Source organism: Nocardioides sambongensis (assembly GCF_006494815.1).
Classification (GTDB): Bacteria; Actinomycetota; Actinomycetes; order Propionibacteriales; family Nocardioidaceae; genus Nocardioides; species Nocardioides sambongensis.
Map to the genome: position 1 here is coordinate 727,988 of NZ_CP041091.1, position 17,318 is coordinate 745,305.

Below are 17,318 nucleotides of genomic sequence, written 5' to 3' on the forward strand. Positions count from 1 at the left end.
CGGGACACCCACGCGCAACGCCCCTGCCCGGGACCGGGCAGGGGCGTTGCGCTGCTTCGGCGGCGACGCCGGGCAGGGGCGTTGCGCTGCTTCGGCGGCGACGCCGGGCAGGCCGGGCGCCCATCTTTGCTCACCCGCCGCCGACGGTGTGCGCTCACGCCCTAGGCTTCAGTCATGGGTAAGCAGGAAGACTTCGTTCTCCGCGCTCTCGAGGAGCGTGACGTCCGGTTCGTCCGGCTGTGGTTCACCGACGTCCTGGGCTCGCTGAAGTCGGTCGCGGTCGCACCGGCGGAGCTGGAGGGCGCCTTCTCCGAGGGCATCGGCTTCGACGGCTCGGCGATCGAGGGCTTCGCCCGCGTCTACGAGGCGGACATGCTCGCCCTGCCGGACCCCACCACGTTCCAGATCCTGCCGTGGCGCAGCACCGAGGGACCGGCGACGGCCCGGATGTTCTGCGACATCGTGATGCCCGACGGGTCGCCGTCCTACGCGGATCCGCGCAACGTGCTCAAGCGCACCCTGGCCAAGGCCGCCGACCAGGGCTTCACCTTCTACACCCACCCCGAGATCGAGTTCTACCTCTTCAAGAACGACCCCGCGCCGGGCGTGGAGCCGGAGCCGATCGACCGCAGCGGCTACTTCGACCACACCGCGCACTCCTACGGGTCGGACTTCCGCCGCGAGGCGATCACGATGCTCGAGGCGATGGGGATCTCGGTGGAGTTCAGCCACCACGAGGCCGGGCCGGGTCAGCAGGAGATCGACCTGCGGTACGCCGACGCCCTCTCCACCGCCGACAACATCATGACCTTCCGCACCGTGATCCGTGAGGTGGCGCTCGGCCAGGGCATCTGGGCCACCTTCATGCCGAAGCCGTTCACCACCCACCCGGGCTCGGGCATGCACACCCACGTGTCGCTCTTCGAGGGCGACCAGAACGCCTTCTACGAGGCGGGCGCGGAGTACCAGCTCTCCAAGACCGGGCGGCAGTTCGTCGCCGGAGTGCTCAAGCACGCCCCCGAGATCAGCGTGGTGACCAACCAGTGGGTCAACTCCTACAAGCGGATGATGTTCGGGGGAGAGGCGCCGTCGTACATCTGCTGGGGACACAACAACCGCTCCGCGATGGTCCGGGTGCCGATGTACAAGCCGCACAAGGGTCAGTCGGCCCGGGTCGAGCTGCGGACCATCGACGCCGCCTGCAACCCCTACCTCGCCTACGCCACCGTGTTGGCCGCCGGCCTGAAGGGCATCGAGCACGACTACGAGCTCCCGCCCGAGGCCGAGGACGACGTCTGGGCCCTGACCGAGCGGGAGCGGCGCAGCCTCGGCATCGAGCCGCTGCCGAAGAACCTCAACGAGGCCATCATCATCGCGGAGAGCTCGGAACTGCTGGCCGAGACCCTCGGCGAGCAGGTGTTCGACCACTTCCTGCGCAACAAGCGCGCGGAGTGGGACGAGTACCGCGGCCAGGTGTCGGCCTTCGAGCGGGACCGGATGCTGCCGGTCCTGTGACCGGGGCCGGGACCGAGGACTGCCGGCGGGTGCTGCGGTGATCCGGGGGACGGTGCGCACCGAGCTGGTGCGGCTCGGCTTCGTCGACACCGAGCGGGCGCAGGCCGACCTGACTCGGCTGGGTGAGGTCGGTCGCGAGGTCATGGCGATGTTCGGCCGGGTCGCCGACCCCGACGGTGCGCTGGCGGCGCTGGCCGACCTGGCCGATGCGGTCGAGGACCGCGAGGCCTTCATCGGCGAGGTCGCTGCCGACGAGGGGCTGGCGATGCGCCTGCTCTCCGTGCTCGGCGCCAGCTGTGCGCTGGCCGATCACCTGGTGACCCACCCCGAGCACTGGCGTGAGCTGTGCGACCCGAGGCTCGGCTCCACCCGCACCCCCGCCTTCGCCTACCGCAACGCGCTCCTCGCGGCGGTCGCCGCCGAGGACGCCGGGGGAGCCGGCGGTCCGGTGGCCACGCTGCCCGACCACGAGGCCGTCGACGCCCTGCGCGTCGAGTATCGCCGGCTGCTGCTGCGCATCGCGGCCCGCGACCTCGCCCACGACCTCGGTGTGGACGACTGCGCCGCCGAGCTCTCCGACCTGGCCGCGGGGACCCTCGAGGCGGCGCTCGCGGTGGCCCGGGCGCGGGTGGGCGTCGAGCAGGCGGCCGAGGTCCGGCTCGGAGTGATCGCGATGGGCAAGTGCGGTGGCCACGAGCTCAACTACGTCTCCGACGTCGACGTCGTCTTCGTGCACGAGGCGGCGGACCCGGAGGCCGACCAGGCTGCGGTCGCCGCGGCCGGTCGCACCGCGGCCAAGCTGGCGGCGCAGATGATGCAGGTCTGCTCCGACCAGACCCGCGAGGGGACGATCTGGCCGGTCGACGCGGCGCTGCGGCCCGAGGGGAAGGCGGGGCCGCTCAGTCGCACCCTCGCCAGTCATCGCGGCTACTACGAGCGATGGGCGGCTGCCTGGGAGTTCCAGGCGCTGCTGAAGGCGCGCCCGGTCGCCGGCGATCTCGGGCTCGGCGCCGAGTTCGTGGCGATGGTGCAGCCGATGGTGTGGACCGCCGCGGACCGCGAGGGGTTCGTCGAGGCGGCGCGCGCGATGCGGCGCCGGGTCCTCGACCACATCCCGGCGCGGGAGGCGGACCGGGAGCTCAAGCTCGGCTCGGGCGGACTGCGCGACGTCGAGTTCGCGATCCAGCTGCTGCAGCTGGTCCACGGCCGCACCGACGAGCGGATCCGGCCACCCACCACGCTGAGCGCGCTCGCCCGGCTCACCGAGGGCGGCTACGTCGGCAAGGAGGACGGCGAGAAGCTGCACCGCGCCTACGCCTTCCTGCGCCAGCTCGAGCACCGGATCCAGCTGCACCGGTTGCAGCGCACCCACCTGGTGCCCGACGACGACGACGCGTTGCGCCGCCTCGGCCGAAGCCTCGGCATGTACCGCGACTCCGGCAAGGCCCTGGAGGAGACCTGGGAGGGTCACCGCCGCGAGGTCAGCCGGTTGCACCAGAAGCTCTTCTACCGACCGCTGCTCACCGCCGTCGCCCACATCACCGGCGCTGAGGCACGACTCTCCTCCGAGGCCGCGCGCGACCGACTGGCCGCGCTGGGGTACGCCGACCCGGAGGCCGCGCTGCGACACCTGGAGGCGCTCACCGCCGGGGTCTCCCGCACCGCCTCCATCCAGCGGGCTCTGCTCCCGGCGATGCTGCAGTGGCTGGCCGAGTGTGCCGACCCGGACGCCGGCCTGTTCGGCTTCCGTCGGCTCAGCGACTCGCTCGGATCCAGCCCGTGGTTCCTCGGCACCCTGCGCGACGAGGGGCAGGCCGCGGAACGGCTCGCCCACCTGCTGGGCACGTCCCGCTACTGCACCGACCTGCTCGAGCGGGAGCCGCAGGGCGTCCGGCTGCTCGGTGGCGACCTCACGCCGCTGAGCGCGGAGCAGATGCGCGAGGAGATGGTGGCCACCGCCCGCCGTCAGTCCGACCCGACGAAGGCGATCCGCGCGCTGCGCGCCGTACGACGTCGCGAGCTGTTGCGGATCGCGGCCGGCGACGTGCTCGGGCTGACCGACGTGGCCGACGTCGGCTTCGCGCTGACCCGCCTGACCGACGCCACCCTGAGCGCAGCGCTGGAGGTCGCCGAGGCGGCGGTGCGGACCGAGCGCGGGTTGGACGAGGCGCCCACCGCCCTCGCCCTGGTGGCGATGGGTCGCTACGGCGGGTTCGAGCTCTCCTACGCCTCGGACGCGGACGTGCTCTTCGTGCACGACCCCTATCCGGACCAGGATCCTCAGGCCGCGTCCGGCTACGCCAAGGCGGTCGCCGAGCAGGTGCGCTCGATGCTGGGGGCACCGGGCCCGGACCCTGCGCTGGTGGTCGACGCCGACCTGCGCCCCGAGGGCCGCCAGGGCCCGCTGGTGCGGACGCTGGACTCCTACGCCGCCTACTACGCGAAGTGGTCGAAGGTGTGGGAGGCGCAGGCGCTGCTCCGCGCCGATGCCGTGGTCGGCGACGAGGGGCTGCGTCGCCGCTTCACCGACCTGATCGACCCGCTGCGCTACCCCGAGAACGGTCTGAGCGCCCAGGACATCCAGGAGGTGCGCCGGATCAAGGCGCGGGTGGACACCGAGCGGCTCCCGCGTGGGGCGGATCCGACCACCCACCTCAAGCTCGGCCGCGGGGGACTGGCGGACATCGAGTGGACGGTGCAGCTGCTCCAGCTGCGCTACGGCGCCGAGCACGAGGGTCTGCGCACGGTGCGCACCCTGGCGGCGGTGGAGGCGGCCGCGGAGGCGGGTCTGCTGAGCGTGCCTGACGCCGCGACGCTGACCGACGCCTGGCGCATGGTCAGCCGGGTCCGCAACGCGGTGCTGCTGGCGCGCGGCAAGCCGGCCGACCAGTTCCCGCGTGCGTCGCTGGAACGCACGGCGGTGGCCGGGATCATGGGCTATCCGCTGGACCAGACCGACGCGTTGGCCAACGACTACCTCCGCACCACGCGGCACGCGCACCTGGTCGTGGACCGCGTGTTCTGGGACTAGGGCGCGTCGCGCAGCCGCGTCGCACGAGATTCCCGGCGCGTCGCTACTCGCGAGTATGCCGATCTCACCGACGGTATGCCATGATTGTCGCGTCGGGTCGCGGCCGACCCCCCAGAGGCCGCGGCCCGATCTTGTTTTTCCCGGGCGGTTCGGCGCGGTCGCGCGTCGACGTCGCGGCGTCCCCAGAGGCACGGGTGGAGCGGAGGTCGGGTCCGAGGCGGCTCGAACAGGTGTTCGATCCAGCGGTATCCTCGGACCATGCCCGGAGTCGGTCCTGGCACGCGTCGCCGTACGCCGCCGGTGCACGTGTGGGTGGACACCACCATGCGGTGGGGGCCGAGCGCCCTGCCCGGGATCCTGCTGACCTGGCGGCGTCAGGAGCGTCGTGAGGGCGTGTGGGTGTGGCAGGGGCTCTGCGTGTTCGCCCTGGTCCCGCCGCCGCGTTCGCCCGACGACCTGATCGTCTACCAGCAGTGGGTGGACGCGGCGCACCTGCGCCCGATGGCGGACGCCGACCCTCCGCGCGCCACGGGCTAGCCCACAGGGGAGAGTGCTGGGGCTACAGCCGCTCGCGACCGTGCGGGGTCAGCCAGGCCGACGGATCGGGTCCGCGAGGGATGATGCCGGTCGGGTTGATGTCCTCGTGCACCACGTAGTAGTGCGCCTTGATCTGGTCGAAGTCGATGGTCTCCCCGAACCCCGGCGTCTGGAACAGGTCGCGGGCGTAGCCCCACAGTGCGGGCATCTCGGTGAGCTTGTTCCGGTTGCACTTGAAGTGGCCGTGGTAGACGGCGTCGAACCGGGCCAGCGTGGTGAACAGGCGCACGTCGGCCTCGGTGATCGAGCCACCCATCAGGAAGCGTCGGTCGGACAGGCGCTCCTCCAGCCAGTCCATCGCCGCCCAGAGGCGGTCGTAGGCCGCATCGTAGGTGTCCTGGGAGCCGGCGAAGCCGCAGCGGTAGACGCCGTTGTTGACCTCGGTGAAGACCCGCTGCATCACCTGCTCCATCTCGTCCCTCACGGCGTCGGGCCAGAGGTCGGGCGCGTCCGCGCGGTGGTGGTCGCGCCACTCGAAGAAGAGGTCGTGGGTGATCCAGGGGAAGTCGTTGGTGACCACCGACCGGGTCGGGACGTCGACCATCGCGGGCACGGTGATGCCCCGCGGATAGTCGGGGTAGCGGGCGAAGTACGCCTCCTGGAGGCGCTCGTAGCCGAGCACCGGGTCCACGCCCCCCGGGTCGAGGTCGAAGGTCCAGGAGCGGGCGTCATGGGTGGGGCCGGTGAGGCCGAGCGAGATCACGTCGTCGAGGCCGAGCAGCGTGCGCACGATGATGGCGCGGTTCGCCCACGGGCAGGCTTTGGCGGCGACCAGCCGATAGCGTCCGGGCTCCACCGGCCAGGTCCGCACGGCCAGCTCCTGGTCGTCGTGGCCGTCCTCGGAGCGCCCTTCGGTGCGGGTGATCCGGTCCGGGATGTAGTTCATGTCCCGGTCGAACGCCTTGCCCTGCTCGGTGTAGGTCGGCACGGGTCCTCTCCTCCCGGGTCCGTGGACCCGGCGTCGATCGCGACGGGGAGCCGCGGGGTGGATGGTTGACCTGTCCTCAATCCTACGTCGACCTGCGTGAGCAACGCCACGGGTCGAACCGGCCCGGCGATGCCGCCCCTCGGGCCGGTCGCCGCTAGCGTGGAGGAATCAGCTCGCAGGTCCCGCCGCGAGTTGGCCGCATGTCGCAGTGCCGGGTCTGTCCGGCGCTCCGTGCGGGGCCCACCGCGACCCGCGGAGCTCCGGGTTGCCGGCGGGCGCGAGAACGAGGAACGCCGTATGACCACTTTCGCCGAGCTCGGCCTGCCCACCTCCCTGGTCGAGGTGCTGGCCGCCCGGGACATCCACACGCCCACGCCGATCCAGGCCGCGACCCTGCCGGACGCGCTCGCCGGTCGTGACGTCCTCGGTCGGGGCCGCACCGGCTCGGGCAAGACCTATGGCTTCCTGCTGCCGGTCGTCGCACGACTCTCCTCGGGCGCTCCCGCTCGCGCCCGGGCGCCGCGTGCACTGATCCTGGCGCCGACCCGCGAGCTGGTCGGACAGATCCACGAGGCGCTCGCGCCGCTGGCGGAGGCCGCCGGCCTGCGCACCTTCACCGTCTTCGGTGGCGTCGGCCAGCAGCCGCAGGTCAACGCGCTGGCGCGGGGCGTGGACGTGCTCGTCGCCTGCCCGGGTCGGCTCGAGGACCTGATCGGCCAGGGCAAGTGCGACCTGGGATCGGTCGAGATCGCCGTCCTGGACGAGGCCGACCACATGGCCGACCTCGGCTTCCTGCCGGCGGTACGTCGACTGCTCGGGCAGACCCCGCGCGAGGGTCAGCGCCTGTTGTTCTCGGCGACCCTCGACGCGGGCGTCGACGTCCTGGTGAAGCGGTTCCTGGACAAGCCGGTGACCCACGAGGCGGACTCGGCGCAGTCGCCGGTGTCGACGATGAGCCACCACGTGCTGCACGTCGAGCGCGAGCAGCGGGTGCCGGTGCTGGTCGACCTGGCCAGTGCGCCCGGTCGCACCGTGGTCTTCACGCGGACCAAGCACGGCGCGAAGGCGCTCGCCCGGCAGCTGAACCGGAACGGGGTGCCGGCCGTCGAGCTGCACGGCAACCTCGGCCAGAACGCCCGCACCCGCAACCTCGCCGCCTTCCACGACGGCCGTGCGATGGCGCTGGTCGCCACCGACATCGCTGCTCGGGGATCCACGTCGACGACGTCGCGCTCGTGGTGCACGCCGACCCGCCCGCCGAGCACAAGGCCTACCTGCACCGGTCCGGTCGCACGGCCCGCGCCGGTGCCGAGGGCACCGTGGTCACCTTGATGACCAGCGACCAGCGCGGTGACGTGCGGGCGCTCACCCGGGCGGCCGGCATCCAGCCGACCACCACGCGGATCTCCGGCAGCGACCACCCGGTGCTGTCCGAGCTCGCACCGGGGGAGCGGCAGCGTCCCGGCGCCCTCGAGCTGACCGTCGCACAGCCCGCCAACAGCGGCGGAGGCGGCCGTGGTCGCCAGCGCGGTGGCTCCGCGAACGGCGCGTCCGGCGGTGGGCGGTCCCGGCGCTCGGGCTCCGCGCAACGGAGCCAGGGCGGGTCCGCCCAGTCCGGTCGGGGCCAGGGCGGTCGGGGCCAGTCCGGTCGCGGTCAGCAGGGCTCCGGCCAGGGCGGTTCCGGGCAGGGTGCGTCGGGTCAGGCCGGCCGTCGCCGCTCGCGACGCACCGGAGGCGGCGCGCCCCGGGGCTGACCCCGGGTCCGCCCGGTCAGCGCGCGTCGGTCGGCGCGACGCCGTCGGCCGATCCAACGGCACCGCCCGGTGCGGCGGCGGGCTCCCAGCGGAGCACGTCGCCGGGCTGGCACTCCAGCACGGCGCAGACCGCCTCCAGCGTGCTGAAGCGCACCGCCTTCGCGCGGCCGTTCTTGAGCACGGCGAGGTTCGCCGGGGTGATGCCGATGCGCTCGGCGAGCTCCCCGACCGACATCTTCCGGCGTGCCAGCATCACGTCGATGTCGACCACGATCGGCATCAGATGACCTCGTCCAGCTCGGCCCGCAGATGGACGGCCTCCCGGTCCCGGGCGACCGCCTGGACCAGGAGCGCGCGCATCACCACGATCACCAGGGCGATCCCGGCCACGGTCAGTCCCGCGCCGCCCAGCAGCAGGACCACCCCGGGTGCGACCTCCTCGCCCGGTGCGAGGAGGCCGCCCAGTCCGACCAGGAGCAGTGCGGCGAACGCCACCGCACCGATGATGATGTCGACGAACCGGAACGACGCGGGCGAGAAGACCGTGCCGCGTCGTACCAGGGTGAGCAGGCGCCAGGTGCAGACCAGCACCACCTGGCAGCAGACGATCCCGGCCAGCACGATGGACAGGGCCGGGATGCGGAGGTCGCGCGCGGCGCGGCCGGCGTCGTCCAGGTCGAGGTAGACCACCGGCAGCATCACGGCCTGCACGAAGAGCGAGCCGCCGAGCACCAGGGCCAGGACCACACGCAGGGCCCCCGTCGTCAGTCGTCCCATCGCTTCCTCTCCGCCTCATTGCCTACCGAGCAACGATGTTTAACTATCGAAAAACGATAGCACGGAGGTGATGCGGATGAAGGTCCGACCGCGTCAGTAGCTCTTGGGCAGGCCGAGCATCTGGGTGCCGATGTGGGCGAGCACCAGCTCCTCGGCGACCGGGATGTTCTTCGCGATCCGGGCGTCCCGGAAGATCCGCTCGACCGGGTACTCCTTGGAGTAGGCCATCCCCCCGAGCGTCTGGAACGCCTGGTTGGCGGCCTCCCAGCCGACCTGGGCGCCGGTCAGCTTGGCCACGTTGGCCTCGTTGCCGCACGGCCGCCCCTGATCGAACAGCCAGGCCGCCTTGTAGGTCATCAGGCGACCGAGCTCGGTCTTCGCCTTCAGCTGCGCGAGCGGGAACTGCAGCCCCTGGTTGGCCCCGATGGGGCGACCGAAGACCTCCCGCTCCCGGGCGTAGTCGCTGGCGATCCTCAGTGCGGCGTCGGCGGTGCCGACCCCGCCGGAGGCAGCCAGGATCCGCTCCGGGTTGAGCACGTCCCAGAGCACGGAGAAGCCGGCGTCGACCTCGCCGATCACGTTCTCCGCCGGCACCCGGACGTCGTCGAAGAAGACCTGGGAGGAGTGCAGGATGTTGCTGCCCATCTTCGGGATCGGGGTGTAGGAGAGCGTGCCGTCGGCCAACGCCTGCTTCACGTCGACCAGGAACAGGGTGAAGCCCGCGGTGCGCGGCAGACCGCGCTCCTTGGTCTCCGCCGCCGGCACGGTGCGGGTGACCGCCACCATCCAGTCGGCGTTCTCGACGTTGGAGATCCACACCTTCTGGCCCTTGATCGCGAACTCGTCGCCGTCGCGGCGCGCCGAGGTCTTGATCTCGATCGCGTTCGAACCGGCGTCCGGCTCGGTCAGTGCGAGGCAGAACTGGATCGACCCGTCGGCCAGGCCGGGCAGGATCCGCTGCTTCTGCTGATCGGTGCCGTGCCTGGTCAGCGTCATCGCGCCGAAGCCGGGCGTGGTCACGTAGAAGAAGGTGCCGGCCACGCCGCCGGAGGCACACAGCGTCATGTTCGCGACGGCCAGCTCGAGCAGTCCCTGCCCGCCGCCGCCGTACTCCTCGGGCACGCACAGGCCGAACCAGCCGCCACTGCCCAGGTCGTCGAAGACCTCCTGGGGGAACCGGTGCTCCTCCTCGCAGCGCGACCAGTACGCGTGGTCGTACTGCGCGGCGACGGCCGCCACGCCCTCGCGGACGGCTTCGGCGGTCTCGGGCAGGTCGAAGTCCATGGGGATGCTTCTCTCGTTCGGGGGTGGGATCAGATGAGCGGGCGTGCGGGTGCGTCGGGGGAGAGCGTCATCGCGGGTCCTTTCGCGGGCGGTCGCGGCCCAGGCTAGTGGCTTGTTGGCAGGGTGCCAATAGTAGGATGCCGCCATGACCACCGCCGTGCCTCCGCGTCGCCGACTGGACCCCGACGAGCGCCGCGAGCAGATCCTGCAGGCCGCGGAGCGACTCTTCGCCGAGCGGCCCTACGCACAGGTCTCCACCACGCGGATCGCCCAGGAAGCCGGCGTCGCCCGCGGTCTGCTCAACCACTACTTCGGTGACAAGCGAGCGCTCTACCTGGAGGTGGTGCGCCGCGCCTCGCTGCTTCCGGAGTTCGGCGACGCGCCACTGCCGCGCGGCTCCCTCGAGGAGCGCGTCGAGGTCGCGGTCACCTGGTTCCTCGGGTCGATCACCCGGCAGCGGGCCAGCTATCTGACGGTCCGCGCGGCCGAGGGGGTGGGGGAGGACGCGGAGACCCGCGCGATCCTGGACCAGGCCCAGGACATCGCCGCGGGGCGGGTGCTGGAGATGGTCGGCGGCGACCCCGGCGACCGGGCGGCCCGGGCCGTGGTGCGCGCCTACGGAGAGCTCGCCCGGGGTGCCATCCGGGAATGGTCCCGGGAGGAGAACCTCAGCCGGCCCCAGGCCCACCTGCTGCTCAGCCGGGCGCTGCTGACCATCGTCCGCGACGTGCTACCGGGCCTGTGAGGCCGGTGGCTCGGTGAGCACCCGCAGCGCCAGCTGCCGGGTCGACTCGACGTCGAGGTGGGCCACCACGCGCGACACCGTCGGAGGGTCGAGCGGCAGCATGCCCGCCGAGCCCGGCCGCTCCGGGTCGAAGCCCAGGTCCAGGTCGTCGCGGCCGGCCATGATCTCCACGTTGAACTCGAACATCTCGCGGGCTCCGTCGGCCGCCAGTCGGCGTACCAGACCGGTGCCGATCCGGCGGCCGCCGAGCTCGAGGCTGTAGGAGTCCACCGCGGCGGCGACGTGCAGGCCGCCGGCGTGCTCGAGGTCCGCCCAGACCGCTGCCATCGGCCCGGCGGCCTCCAGCAGCAGGGCCGCGGACTTCTCACCGATCCCGGCGACGCCGGGCAGGTTGTCGCTGGCGTCGCCGCGCAGGGCGGCGTACTCGAGGTAGTGCTCGGCGGCCACGCCGTACATGGTGCGCAGCCGGGCCGGGTCGAGCAGCGGGGAGCCGTTGATCCCACCGTTGATCAGCCGCAGCACCCGGGTGTGCTCGCTGATGTGGGCGAACGAGTCGCGGTCGGAGGTGATGATCACGCAGTCCCACCCGTGCCGCCCCGCCCAGGTGGCGGCCGAGGCGTTGACGTCGTCGGCCTCCAGCCCCGGCGGGGTCAGCGTGGCCAGGCCGAGCGCGTCGAGCAGCGCGCCCGCCCGTTCGAGCTGGTCGACCAGGTCGGCGTCCTTTTCCGCACGCCCGGCCTTGTAGGCGGGATAGCGGGCCGAGCGCACCGAGTGCTGCCGGTCGTCGAGTCCGAACAGCACGGCGTCCGGCGCGAACCGGTCGATGGCCTCCAGGATCTGGCGCAGCATCCCGTGCAGGGCCCATGCCGGGCGGCCCGAACGGTCGCGCAAGCCGGTCTCGGCGCGGGCGTGGTGGTTGCGGTGCAGCAGCGACGGGGCGTCGACGGCCAGCAGCAGGCGGCGTGATCCCCCGGGCGACCGGGTCGGTGAGGACGCGGTGGTCAGCGGACCCTCTTCTTGTCGTCGTCCTCGCGCAGGTGCTCCACCCCGGCCTTGACCAGGAGGAACGGGATCGCCAACGACGCGACCGCGGTGACTAGCCAGACGATCACCGTGGCGGCGATCCAGGTGACCGCACCGTCGATCTCCATCGAATCGCCGCCCAGGAGGCTCGCGACCAGCAGCGCGATCAGGGTGGCGACCAGGGCGGTGCCGCCGAGGAAGGCGGAGGCGTGCAGCGCGGCCATCTTGGTGACGAAGGGCTGCACCACGGCCTGGATGATCGAGTAGACGACGACCACGACGATGAAGCCGGTGGCCTCCAGGCGCATGTCCTCCAGCAGCATGTCCGCCACCAGGATGCCGACCGCGGACGAGAGCAGGAAGACCAGCGTCTTCCACAACAGACGGACCATGGGACTACCTCCGGACGACGGACGCCGGCACACGGCGTGGATGCACTGTCCGGCTATTCCTACCAGCGCAGGCCGCCGCCCGGAGTCAGGCACGGCCGGTGTGGGGAGGACGACCGCTCAGAACGGCAGCGCGTCGTGCGCGCTGTCCGCGGCGGTGCCGACCTTCTTCGCCGCCTTCTTGCCGGCGCGCCGGGCGCCGTTGAAGAAGCCCTGGAGGGCCAGGGTGGCCCCGGCGCCGACGAGCCACACGTCCTTCGCGATCGGAAGACCGTCCTCGCTGGGGCGGATGCTGCCGGGCTGGCGCAGGCCGGGGACCTTGATGTAGAGGCCCAGCAGCCCGGCCCCGAAGCCGGCGAGGGCCGTGCCGGCCACGGCCGAGGGAACCTTCGGGGTGAGCAGTGCGCCGCCGAGGGCGATCTCGCCGATCGCGAGCATCTTGGCGAACTGTCCGGGCTCGATGCCCTGCAGGTTCGGATAGGCGGCCGAGGCGAAGCCGTGCAGCTTCTGCGCCGTCTCGGCGTCCGCTCCGAGCTTCGTCAGGCCCGAGTTCAGGATGAAGGCGCCGGTCGCGGCGCGCAGGGGAGCGTGCGTCAGGTTCATGCTGCCCACCATAGTTCGGGCCCGGGAGCGGGCGGGTCCGGCGCCCGCGACGCGGCATAGGATGCCGGGATGGTGCTGCTGATCGACCCGCCGCTGGTGCCGTGGCGCGGACGGATGTGGTCCCACCTCGTCTCGGACCACTCGCTCGACGAGCTGCACGCGTTCGCCGCCGGGCTCGGCGTCCCCCGCGAGCCTTCAGCAACGACCACTACGACGTGCCGAGCGAGGTCTTCGAGCTGGCGGTCGAGGCGGGCGCCCAGGTGGTGCGCAGCCGGGTGATCGTGCAGCGGCTCAGCGCGGCGGGCCTCCGGCACCGTCCGCACCTGTTCGACGGCTGACGCCCGCGGCGCGCAGGGTCGCCGCGATCACGGCGGCGGACTCCGCGGGGTCGATGACGTCGTCGATCTCGAAGACCCGGGCGACGTTGAGGGCGTGCGCGTGCTTGCGCATCTGCTCGGTCTGCTCGGCGACGACCGCCTCGCGTTCGGTCGGCGGCATCGCCGCGAGCTCGTGGGCCATCGACAGCCGGACGGCACCCTCGAGGCCCATCGGCCCGAGGTGGGCATGCGGCCAGGCGACCGTCAGCAGCGGGCGGTGCGTGCTGCCGCCGAGCATCGCCTGCGCGCCCAGCCCGTAGCCGCGGCGCAGCACCACGCCGACCAGGGGCACGGTGAGCCGGGAGCCCGCGGTGACCATCGCCGAGGCGTGCCGCACCAGCCCGGTGCGCTCCGCCTCGGGGCCGACCATGAAGCCCGGTGTGTCCACCAGGGACACCACCGGCAGCCTCCAGCGCTCGCACAGCCCGAGGAAGTCGGCCGCCTTCTGCGACGCCGCGGCGGTGATCGCCCCGGCGAGGCTGGTGGACTGGTTCGCCAGCACGCCGACCGCGATGCCGTGCACCCGGGCCAGGCCGGTGACCAGCTCCGGCGCCCACCCCTCGCGCAGCCAGGTCACGCTCCCGGAGTCGGCGAGCCCCTCCACCAGCGGCCGTACGTCGAAGGCCTCGCGATCGTTGTCGGGCAGCAGGTCGCGCAGGGCGGTGGGGTCGCTCGGCGCCGCGGGGGCGACCGGCTCGGCGGTGTAGGCCAGGAGACGTCGTACGGTGGCGACGGCCTCGGCCTCGTCGTCCACCACCACGTCCAGCACGCCGTTGGCGGCCTGCTCGGCCACCGGTCCGATCTCCTCGGGCGCGAATCGGCCCAGGCCGCCGCCGGCGATCATCGCGGGGCCGGCCATGCCGAGGTTGGCCTCCGGCGTGGCCACCCGCAGGTCGGCCGATCCGGCCAGCACCGCGTTGCCGGCGAAGCAACGCCCCGAGACCACGGCGATCCGCGGCGCCGCACCCTGCAGCTCTCCCCACAGCGCGAAGGAGCCGACGTCCAGGGCGGAGACGAGGGGGATGTCGACGTCCCCGGGGCGTCCGCCGCCGCCCTCGGTGAAGAAGACGACCGGGAGGCGCATCCGCCCGGCGACCTCGATCAGCCGGTCGGACTTGCGGTGACCCCGCATGCCCTGGGTGCCGGCCATCACCAGGTAGTCGTAGGAGAGGACCGCGACCGGTGTGCCGTCGACCGTGGCGGTGCCTCCGATGATGCCGTCCGCGGGGGTCTCGGTGACCAGGTCGGCGAGGTGGCGACGCTGCTCCTGCGCCGCGGTGACGAAGCGTCCGTACTCGACGAAGGAGCCGGCGTCGATCAGGTCGGCGATGTTCTCCCGCGCCGTACGACGCCCCTTGGCGTGCCAGGCGGCGACCTTCTCGGGCCGGGCGGCGTCGGTGGTCAGGAAGCGCCGCGCGAGCAGCTCGTCGAGTCCGGTGGCGGGGGCGTCCTGGTCGGCGGGGCGGATCGTCTCGTCGCTCACGCGGGCCATCATCCACCAGCCCAGGTCGCGGCGAGCGGGACTCCGGGTCCCGGGACGATCCGGATCGGTACGCTGCCGGGGGCCGTCGCGGAGTGCCGCGGCCCCGTCGTCGAGGAGGACAACATGCCGATCAGCCAGCGCACCGGTGCCGCAGCGACCGCCCTGCTCGGGTTGGGGTGCATCGCCCGGCGCGGATGGTGGACAACGCGGAGATCTGCGAGGTGCTGGACTCCGACGACGAGTGGATCCGGACCCGGACCGGCATCGCCTCGCGGCGGTTCGCCGCCGAGGGGGAGAGCCTGGTCGACATGGCGACGGCGGCGGCGGAGAAGGCACTCGCCGTGGCGGGGGTGGGGGTCGAGGAGATCGGGCTGGTGATCGTGGCCAGCTCCACCCACGCCCAGCACACGCCGCACGCCGCGCCCCTGGTCGCGGACCGTCTCGGCTCGAGGGCGGCGGCGTTCGACGTCTCAGCCGGCTGCGCCGGCTTCTGCCACGCGCTCTCGGTCGCCTCGGACCTGGTGCGCGGCGGCAACACCGGTCACGCGCTGGTGATCGGCGCCGAGCGGCTCAGCAGCTTCCTCGACCCGACCGACCGGTCGACGGCGATGATCTTCGCCGACGGGGCGGGGGCGGTGGTGGTCGGTCCCTCGGAGACGGCGGGGATCGGCCCGGTCGCCTGGGGGTCCGACGGGTCGCAGGCGCACGTCATCCGGCAGGAGCCCGGTTGCCGCTCGGTCGACGCCGACCACCCGCCGGTGGTGCAGATGGAGGGGACGGCGGTCTTCCGCTGGGCACCTTTCGCGATGGCCGACGTCGCCCGCGCGGCGGTGCAGGCGGCCGGCCTGACCCTCGATGACCTCGACGCCTTCGTGCCGCACCAGGCGAACCTGCGGATCACCGAGACGTTGGCCCGCAACCTGAAGCTCCCCGAGGAGGTGCGGATCGCCCGCGACATCGTCGACTCGGGCAACACCTCGGCGGCGTCGGTGCCGCTGGCGATCGAGCGGATGGTTCGCGACGGTCAGGCCGAGCCCGGTGACACCGCCCTGCTGATCGCCTTCGGCGCGGGGCTGAGCTATGCCGGCCAGGTGGTGGCCCTGCCGCCGGTCGCCGTCGGCTGACCGCCGCACGCGGCCTGGATCCCGCCGACGCCGTCCCCTAGGCTTCGAACATGCGTTCGGAGCGGTCGGCGGGTGACGAGCAGGGGATGCTGCCCTTCGAGCTGGAGGTCCCGGAGGCCGCACGCCCACGACGTGCGGCGAGAGCGGCGCCCCAGGACGTGGTCCCGGTGCCGTTGCGGCACCGGATGGCGACCGATGCGCTCGCCTCCCGCGGCTGGCCGGAGGGCACCGAGCTGCTCGTCGCCCGGGGACGCCGGCCGCGCCGGGGCGACGTCGCCCTGGTCATCGACGGCGGCCGGCGACGCGTCGGTGTCTACGGACTCGAGCTCGGCCGGGTGGCCCTGCGCAGCGACCACGGCTCGGTGTGGCTGGGGCCCTCGGCGGAGGTGCTCGGCGTGGTGGTCCAGGTCGCGGCGCCCCTTCCCGAGCCCCCGCCGTCCGGGCGAGGGTGACCGGGCCGGTCAGTTCCAGATGGCGTCCGCCCACTCCGGGTGGTCGATGAACGGGTTGCGGTTGAACTGGAACTCCTCGTAGATCACGTCGTTGCGATGCATCTCGAACGCGCTCGGCGGATCCTCGGCGTTCCACTCCAGCAACGTGGAGAGCCTGCCGTGGTTGGGCGCGCTCCCGTTGCTCACCCGGTCGTTGACCTCCAGGTCCGCGAAGCCGTCGCCGCCCTCGTAGCGGACGGACATGTAGAAGATCATCCGTGCCACGTCACCCTTGACGGCGTCGCGCGGCTCCCAGGAGTCCCCGTCGGCGTAGTTGCCGGGAGCCTCGTCGTTCTCGGTGCCGCCGTCGTCGAAGTCGAGGTTGCCCCGGTCGGAGTTGACGGTGACGTCGGTGGGGCGCAGGTGGTGGATGTCGGTCCCGGGCCCGGTCGCGGTGCCGAAGTCGCCGTGCGACTTCGCCCAGACGTGCTCGCGGTTCCACTGGTCGACGCCGCCGCCGTTGTCGGACTTCGGCAGGGACCATCCGGTGTAGAGGGCGATCACGCTCGAGGAGTCGCTCGGGTCCTCGTCGGTCTCCTTCAGTGCCTCCCAGACCTGGGAGTAGGAGAGCCGGGTGACGCCGGTGGAGATGATCTCGTGCAGCTCGGTCTCGAGGGCCGCGCCGGTCAGGTCGAGGGCGTCGGCCCAGTAGGTGTCGTCGTAGGCGTCGGTGCCGCCGGTCGCGCCACCGGGGTCGGTCGGGTCGGTCGGGTCGGTCGGGTCGGTGCTGCCGACGTCGGTGAAGGCGGTGGCCGACTTCAGCCCCGGTCGGGAGAAGTACGCCGTCAGCGCGCCGGTCACCTCGATCCGTTGTCCCAGCAGGTCGGGGTTGGACGCGAGACCCCAGGACGCCCGGAACGAGCCGGGGATCTGCACGTAGAGCATCTGGGAGGTGCTCGTGGTGCTCGCGGAGTCCGACAGGGCCAGCGCGTAGTCGTTGGGGAAGTCGTCGGTCACGACGGTGTCGGAGGCGGTCGGCTGGCCGACGACGTACCCGGTCACCGTGGCGGTGGAGCCGTCCTGGCCCGACCGTGCCGCGGCGACGGAGATGCCGGCGGCCTGGGCCGGCGACGGCGCGACCAGGGCCGCGCCGATCAGTGTGAGGAGGAGGACGAGCAGGGCGGAGGAGGTCGCGGCCGCACGGCGGCCTTTCCCGAGAGACATGACGCTCAGCATCGTCGGCGGCATCGCGGGCGT

At 72.6% G+C, this 17,318-nt stretch carries 16 protein-coding genes and 2 pseudogenes; 9 read left to right on the forward strand and 9 right to left on the reverse strand.

Annotation, left to right across the window (positions count from 1 at the left end):
* Positions 1–174 precede the first annotated feature (174 nt).
* From glnA to FIV43_RS03380, 3 genes are all read left to right on the forward strand, one after another.
* Complete coding sequence (gene glnA / locus FIV43_RS03370; protein ID WP_141012991.1) at positions 175–1,515, forward strand: type I glutamate--ammonia ligase; 1,341 nt, start codon at positions 175–177, stop codon at positions 1,513–1,515.
* Between the two features lie 37 nt (positions 1,516–1,552).
* The gene (locus tag FIV43_RS03375) at positions 1,553–4,546 is read left to right on the forward strand and encodes a bifunctional [glutamine synthetase] adenylyltransferase/[glutamine synthetase]-adenylyl-L-tyrosine phosphorylase (RefSeq protein ID WP_141012992.1); all 2,994 of its coding nucleotides are present in this window, start codon (positions 1,553–1,555) and stop codon (positions 4,544–4,546) included.
* 258 nt (positions 4,547–4,804) lie between these two features.
* Positions 4,805–5,083, forward strand: coding sequence for a hypothetical protein (locus FIV43_RS03380; RefSeq protein ID WP_141012993.1), 279 nt, complete (start codon positions 4,805–4,807; stop codon positions 5,081–5,083).
* 22 nt (positions 5,084–5,105) lie between these two features.
* Here FIV43_RS03380 and FIV43_RS03385 read toward each other — a convergent pair whose 3' ends face one another.
* A complete protein-coding gene (locus FIV43_RS03385; RefSeq protein WP_141015715.1) occupies positions 5,106–6,029 on the reverse strand; it encodes a glutathione S-transferase family protein in 924 nt (307 codons plus the stop codon).
* A 339-nt stretch (positions 6,030–6,368) separates the two neighbouring features.
* Here FIV43_RS03385 and FIV43_RS03390 point away from each other — a divergent pair.
* Positions 6,369–7,318 (forward strand): annotated as a pseudogene (locus tag FIV43_RS03390) (DEAD/DEAH box helicase); the annotation flags it as partial.
* Between the two features lie 84 nt (positions 7,319–7,402).
* Entirely contained in the window at positions 7,403–7,825 is a 423-nt protein-coding gene (locus FIV43_RS21905; protein ID WP_231124002.1) for a hypothetical protein, read from the forward strand.
* 16 nt (positions 7,826–7,841) lie between these two features.
* On the opposite strand, the gene FIV43_RS03395 is transcribed toward FIV43_RS21905, so the two are convergent.
* The 3 genes from FIV43_RS03395 to FIV43_RS03405 form a co-directional block, all read right to left on the reverse strand.
* Positions 7,842–8,105, reverse strand: coding sequence for a helix-turn-helix domain-containing protein (locus tag FIV43_RS03395; RefSeq protein ID WP_141012994.1), 264 nt, complete (start codon positions 8,103–8,105; stop codon positions 7,842–7,844).
* Positions 8,105–8,602, reverse strand: coding sequence for a DUF2975 domain-containing protein (locus FIV43_RS03400; RefSeq protein ID WP_141012995.1), 498 nt, complete (start codon positions 8,600–8,602; stop codon positions 8,105–8,107). Before FIV43_RS03400 ends, FIV43_RS03395 begins: the two co-directional genes overlap by 1 nt.
* 93 nt (positions 8,603–8,695) lie before the next feature.
* Positions 8,696–9,886 carry an acyl-CoA dehydrogenase family protein gene (locus tag FIV43_RS03405; RefSeq protein WP_141012996.1) on the reverse strand — a complete coding sequence of 397 codons (1,191 nt, stop codon included), beginning with the start codon at positions 9,884–9,886 and terminating at the stop codon, positions 8,696–8,698.
* 145 nt (positions 9,887–10,031) lie between these two features.
* Between FIV43_RS03405 and FIV43_RS03410 the strand changes: the two genes are divergently transcribed.
* On the forward strand, positions 10,032–10,631 hold the full coding sequence (locus FIV43_RS03410) for a TetR/AcrR family transcriptional regulator (protein ID WP_141012997.1): 600 nt from the start codon (positions 10,032–10,034) through the stop codon (positions 10,629–10,631).
* Here the strand turns inward: FIV43_RS03410 and FIV43_RS03415 are convergent.
* The 3 genes from FIV43_RS03415 to FIV43_RS03425 form a co-directional block, all read right to left on the reverse strand.
* The gene (locus FIV43_RS03415) at positions 10,617–11,636 is read right to left on the reverse strand and encodes a 5'-3' exonuclease H3TH domain-containing protein (RefSeq protein ID WP_141015716.1); all 1,020 of its coding nucleotides are present in this window, start codon (positions 11,634–11,636) and stop codon (positions 10,617–10,619) included. The two genes, FIV43_RS03410 and FIV43_RS03415, sit on opposite strands and share 15 nt — an antisense overlap.
* Complete coding sequence (locus tag FIV43_RS03420; protein WP_141012998.1) at positions 11,633–12,046, reverse strand: phage holin family protein; 414 nt, start codon at positions 12,044–12,046, stop codon at positions 11,633–11,635. Before FIV43_RS03420 ends, FIV43_RS03415 begins: the two co-directional genes overlap by 4 nt.
* 117 nt (positions 12,047–12,163) lie before the next feature.
* Complete coding sequence (locus FIV43_RS03425) at positions 12,164–12,646, reverse strand: hypothetical protein (RefSeq protein ID WP_141012999.1); 483 nt, start codon at positions 12,644–12,646, stop codon at positions 12,164–12,166.
* Positions 12,647–12,760: 114 nt separating this feature from the next.
* On the opposite strand from FIV43_RS03425, the pseudogene FIV43_RS03430 reads away from it, so the two are divergent.
* Positions 12,761–12,984 (forward strand): annotated as a pseudogene (locus FIV43_RS03430) (DUF4031 domain-containing protein).
* On the opposite strand, the gene FIV43_RS03435 reads toward FIV43_RS03430, so the two are convergent.
* Positions 12,938–14,506: an acyl-CoA carboxylase subunit beta gene (locus tag FIV43_RS03435; RefSeq protein WP_231123658.1), complete on the reverse strand. Its 1,569-nt coding sequence runs from the start codon at positions 14,504–14,506 to the stop codon at positions 12,938–12,940. The pseudogene FIV43_RS03430 and the gene FIV43_RS03435 sit on opposite strands and share 47 nt — an antisense overlap.
* A gap of 194 nt (positions 14,507–14,700) precedes the next feature.
* On the opposite strand from FIV43_RS03435, the gene FIV43_RS03440 reads away from it, so the two are divergent.
* Both FIV43_RS03440 and FIV43_RS03445 read left to right on the forward strand, forming a co-directional pair.
* Positions 14,701–15,630 (forward strand): beta-ketoacyl-ACP synthase III, encoded by a 930-nt coding sequence (locus FIV43_RS03440; protein ID WP_141013001.1) that lies wholly within the window; start codon positions 14,701–14,703, stop codon positions 15,628–15,630.
* Between the two features lie 50 nt (positions 15,631–15,680).
* Positions 15,681–16,082 (forward strand): hypothetical protein, encoded by a 402-nt coding sequence (locus tag FIV43_RS03445; RefSeq protein ID WP_141013002.1) that lies wholly within the window; start codon positions 15,681–15,683, stop codon positions 16,080–16,082.
* A gap of 9 nt (positions 16,083–16,091) precedes the next feature.
* Here FIV43_RS03445 and FIV43_RS03450 read toward each other — a convergent pair whose 3' ends face one another.
* Entirely contained in the window at positions 16,092–17,285 is a 1,194-nt protein-coding gene (locus tag FIV43_RS03450; RefSeq protein WP_141013003.1) for an endonuclease, read from the reverse strand.
* Positions 17,286–17,318 lie beyond the last annotated feature (33 nt).

Bases quoted from the DNA above. Each gene is read 5' to 3' on its own strand.
- glnA (WP_141012991.1), top strand. From the start codon at position 175: ATGGGTAAGCAGGAAGACTTCGTTCTCCGCGCTCTCGAGGAGCGTGAC.
- FIV43_RS03380 (WP_141012993.1), top strand. From the start codon at position 4,805: ATGCCCGGAGTCGGTCCTGGCACGCGTCGCCGTACGCCGCCGGTGCAC.
- FIV43_RS03385 (WP_141015715.1), bottom strand. From the start codon at position 6,029: ATGAACTACATCCCGGACCGGATCACCCGCACCGAAGGGCGCTCCGAG.
- FIV43_RS21905 (WP_231124002.1), top strand. From the start codon at position 7,403: ATGACCAGCGACCAGCGCGGTGACGTGCGGGCGCTCACCCGGGCGGCC.
- FIV43_RS03395 (WP_141012994.1), bottom strand. From the start codon at position 8,105: ATGCCGATCGTGGTCGACATCGACGTGATGCTGGCACGCCGGAAGATG.
- FIV43_RS03400 (WP_141012995.1), bottom strand. From the start codon at position 8,602: ATGGGACGACTGACGACGGGGGCCCTGCGTGTGGTCCTGGCCCTGGTG.
- FIV43_RS03405 (WP_141012996.1), bottom strand. From the start codon at position 9,886: ATGGACTTCGACCTGCCCGAGACCGCCGAAGCCGTCCGCGAGGGCGTG.
- FIV43_RS03410 (WP_141012997.1), top strand. From the start codon at position 10,032: ATGACCACCGCCGTGCCTCCGCGTCGCCGACTGGACCCCGACGAGCGC.
- FIV43_RS03420 (WP_141012998.1), bottom strand. From the start codon at position 12,046: ATGGTCCGTCTGTTGTGGAAGACGCTGGTCTTCCTGCTCTCGTCCGCG.
- FIV43_RS03425 (WP_141012999.1), bottom strand. From the start codon at position 12,646: ATGAACCTGACGCACGCTCCCCTGCGCGCCGCGACCGGCGCCTTCATC.
- FIV43_RS03440 (WP_141013001.1), top strand. From the start codon at position 14,701: ATGGTGGACAACGCGGAGATCTGCGAGGTGCTGGACTCCGACGACGAG.
- FIV43_RS03445 (WP_141013002.1), top strand. From the start codon at position 15,681: ATGCGTTCGGAGCGGTCGGCGGGTGACGAGCAGGGGATGCTGCCCTTC.
- FIV43_RS03450 (WP_141013003.1), bottom strand. From the start codon at position 17,285: ATGTCTCTCGGGAAAGGCCGCCGTGCGGCCGCGACCTCCTCCGCCCTG.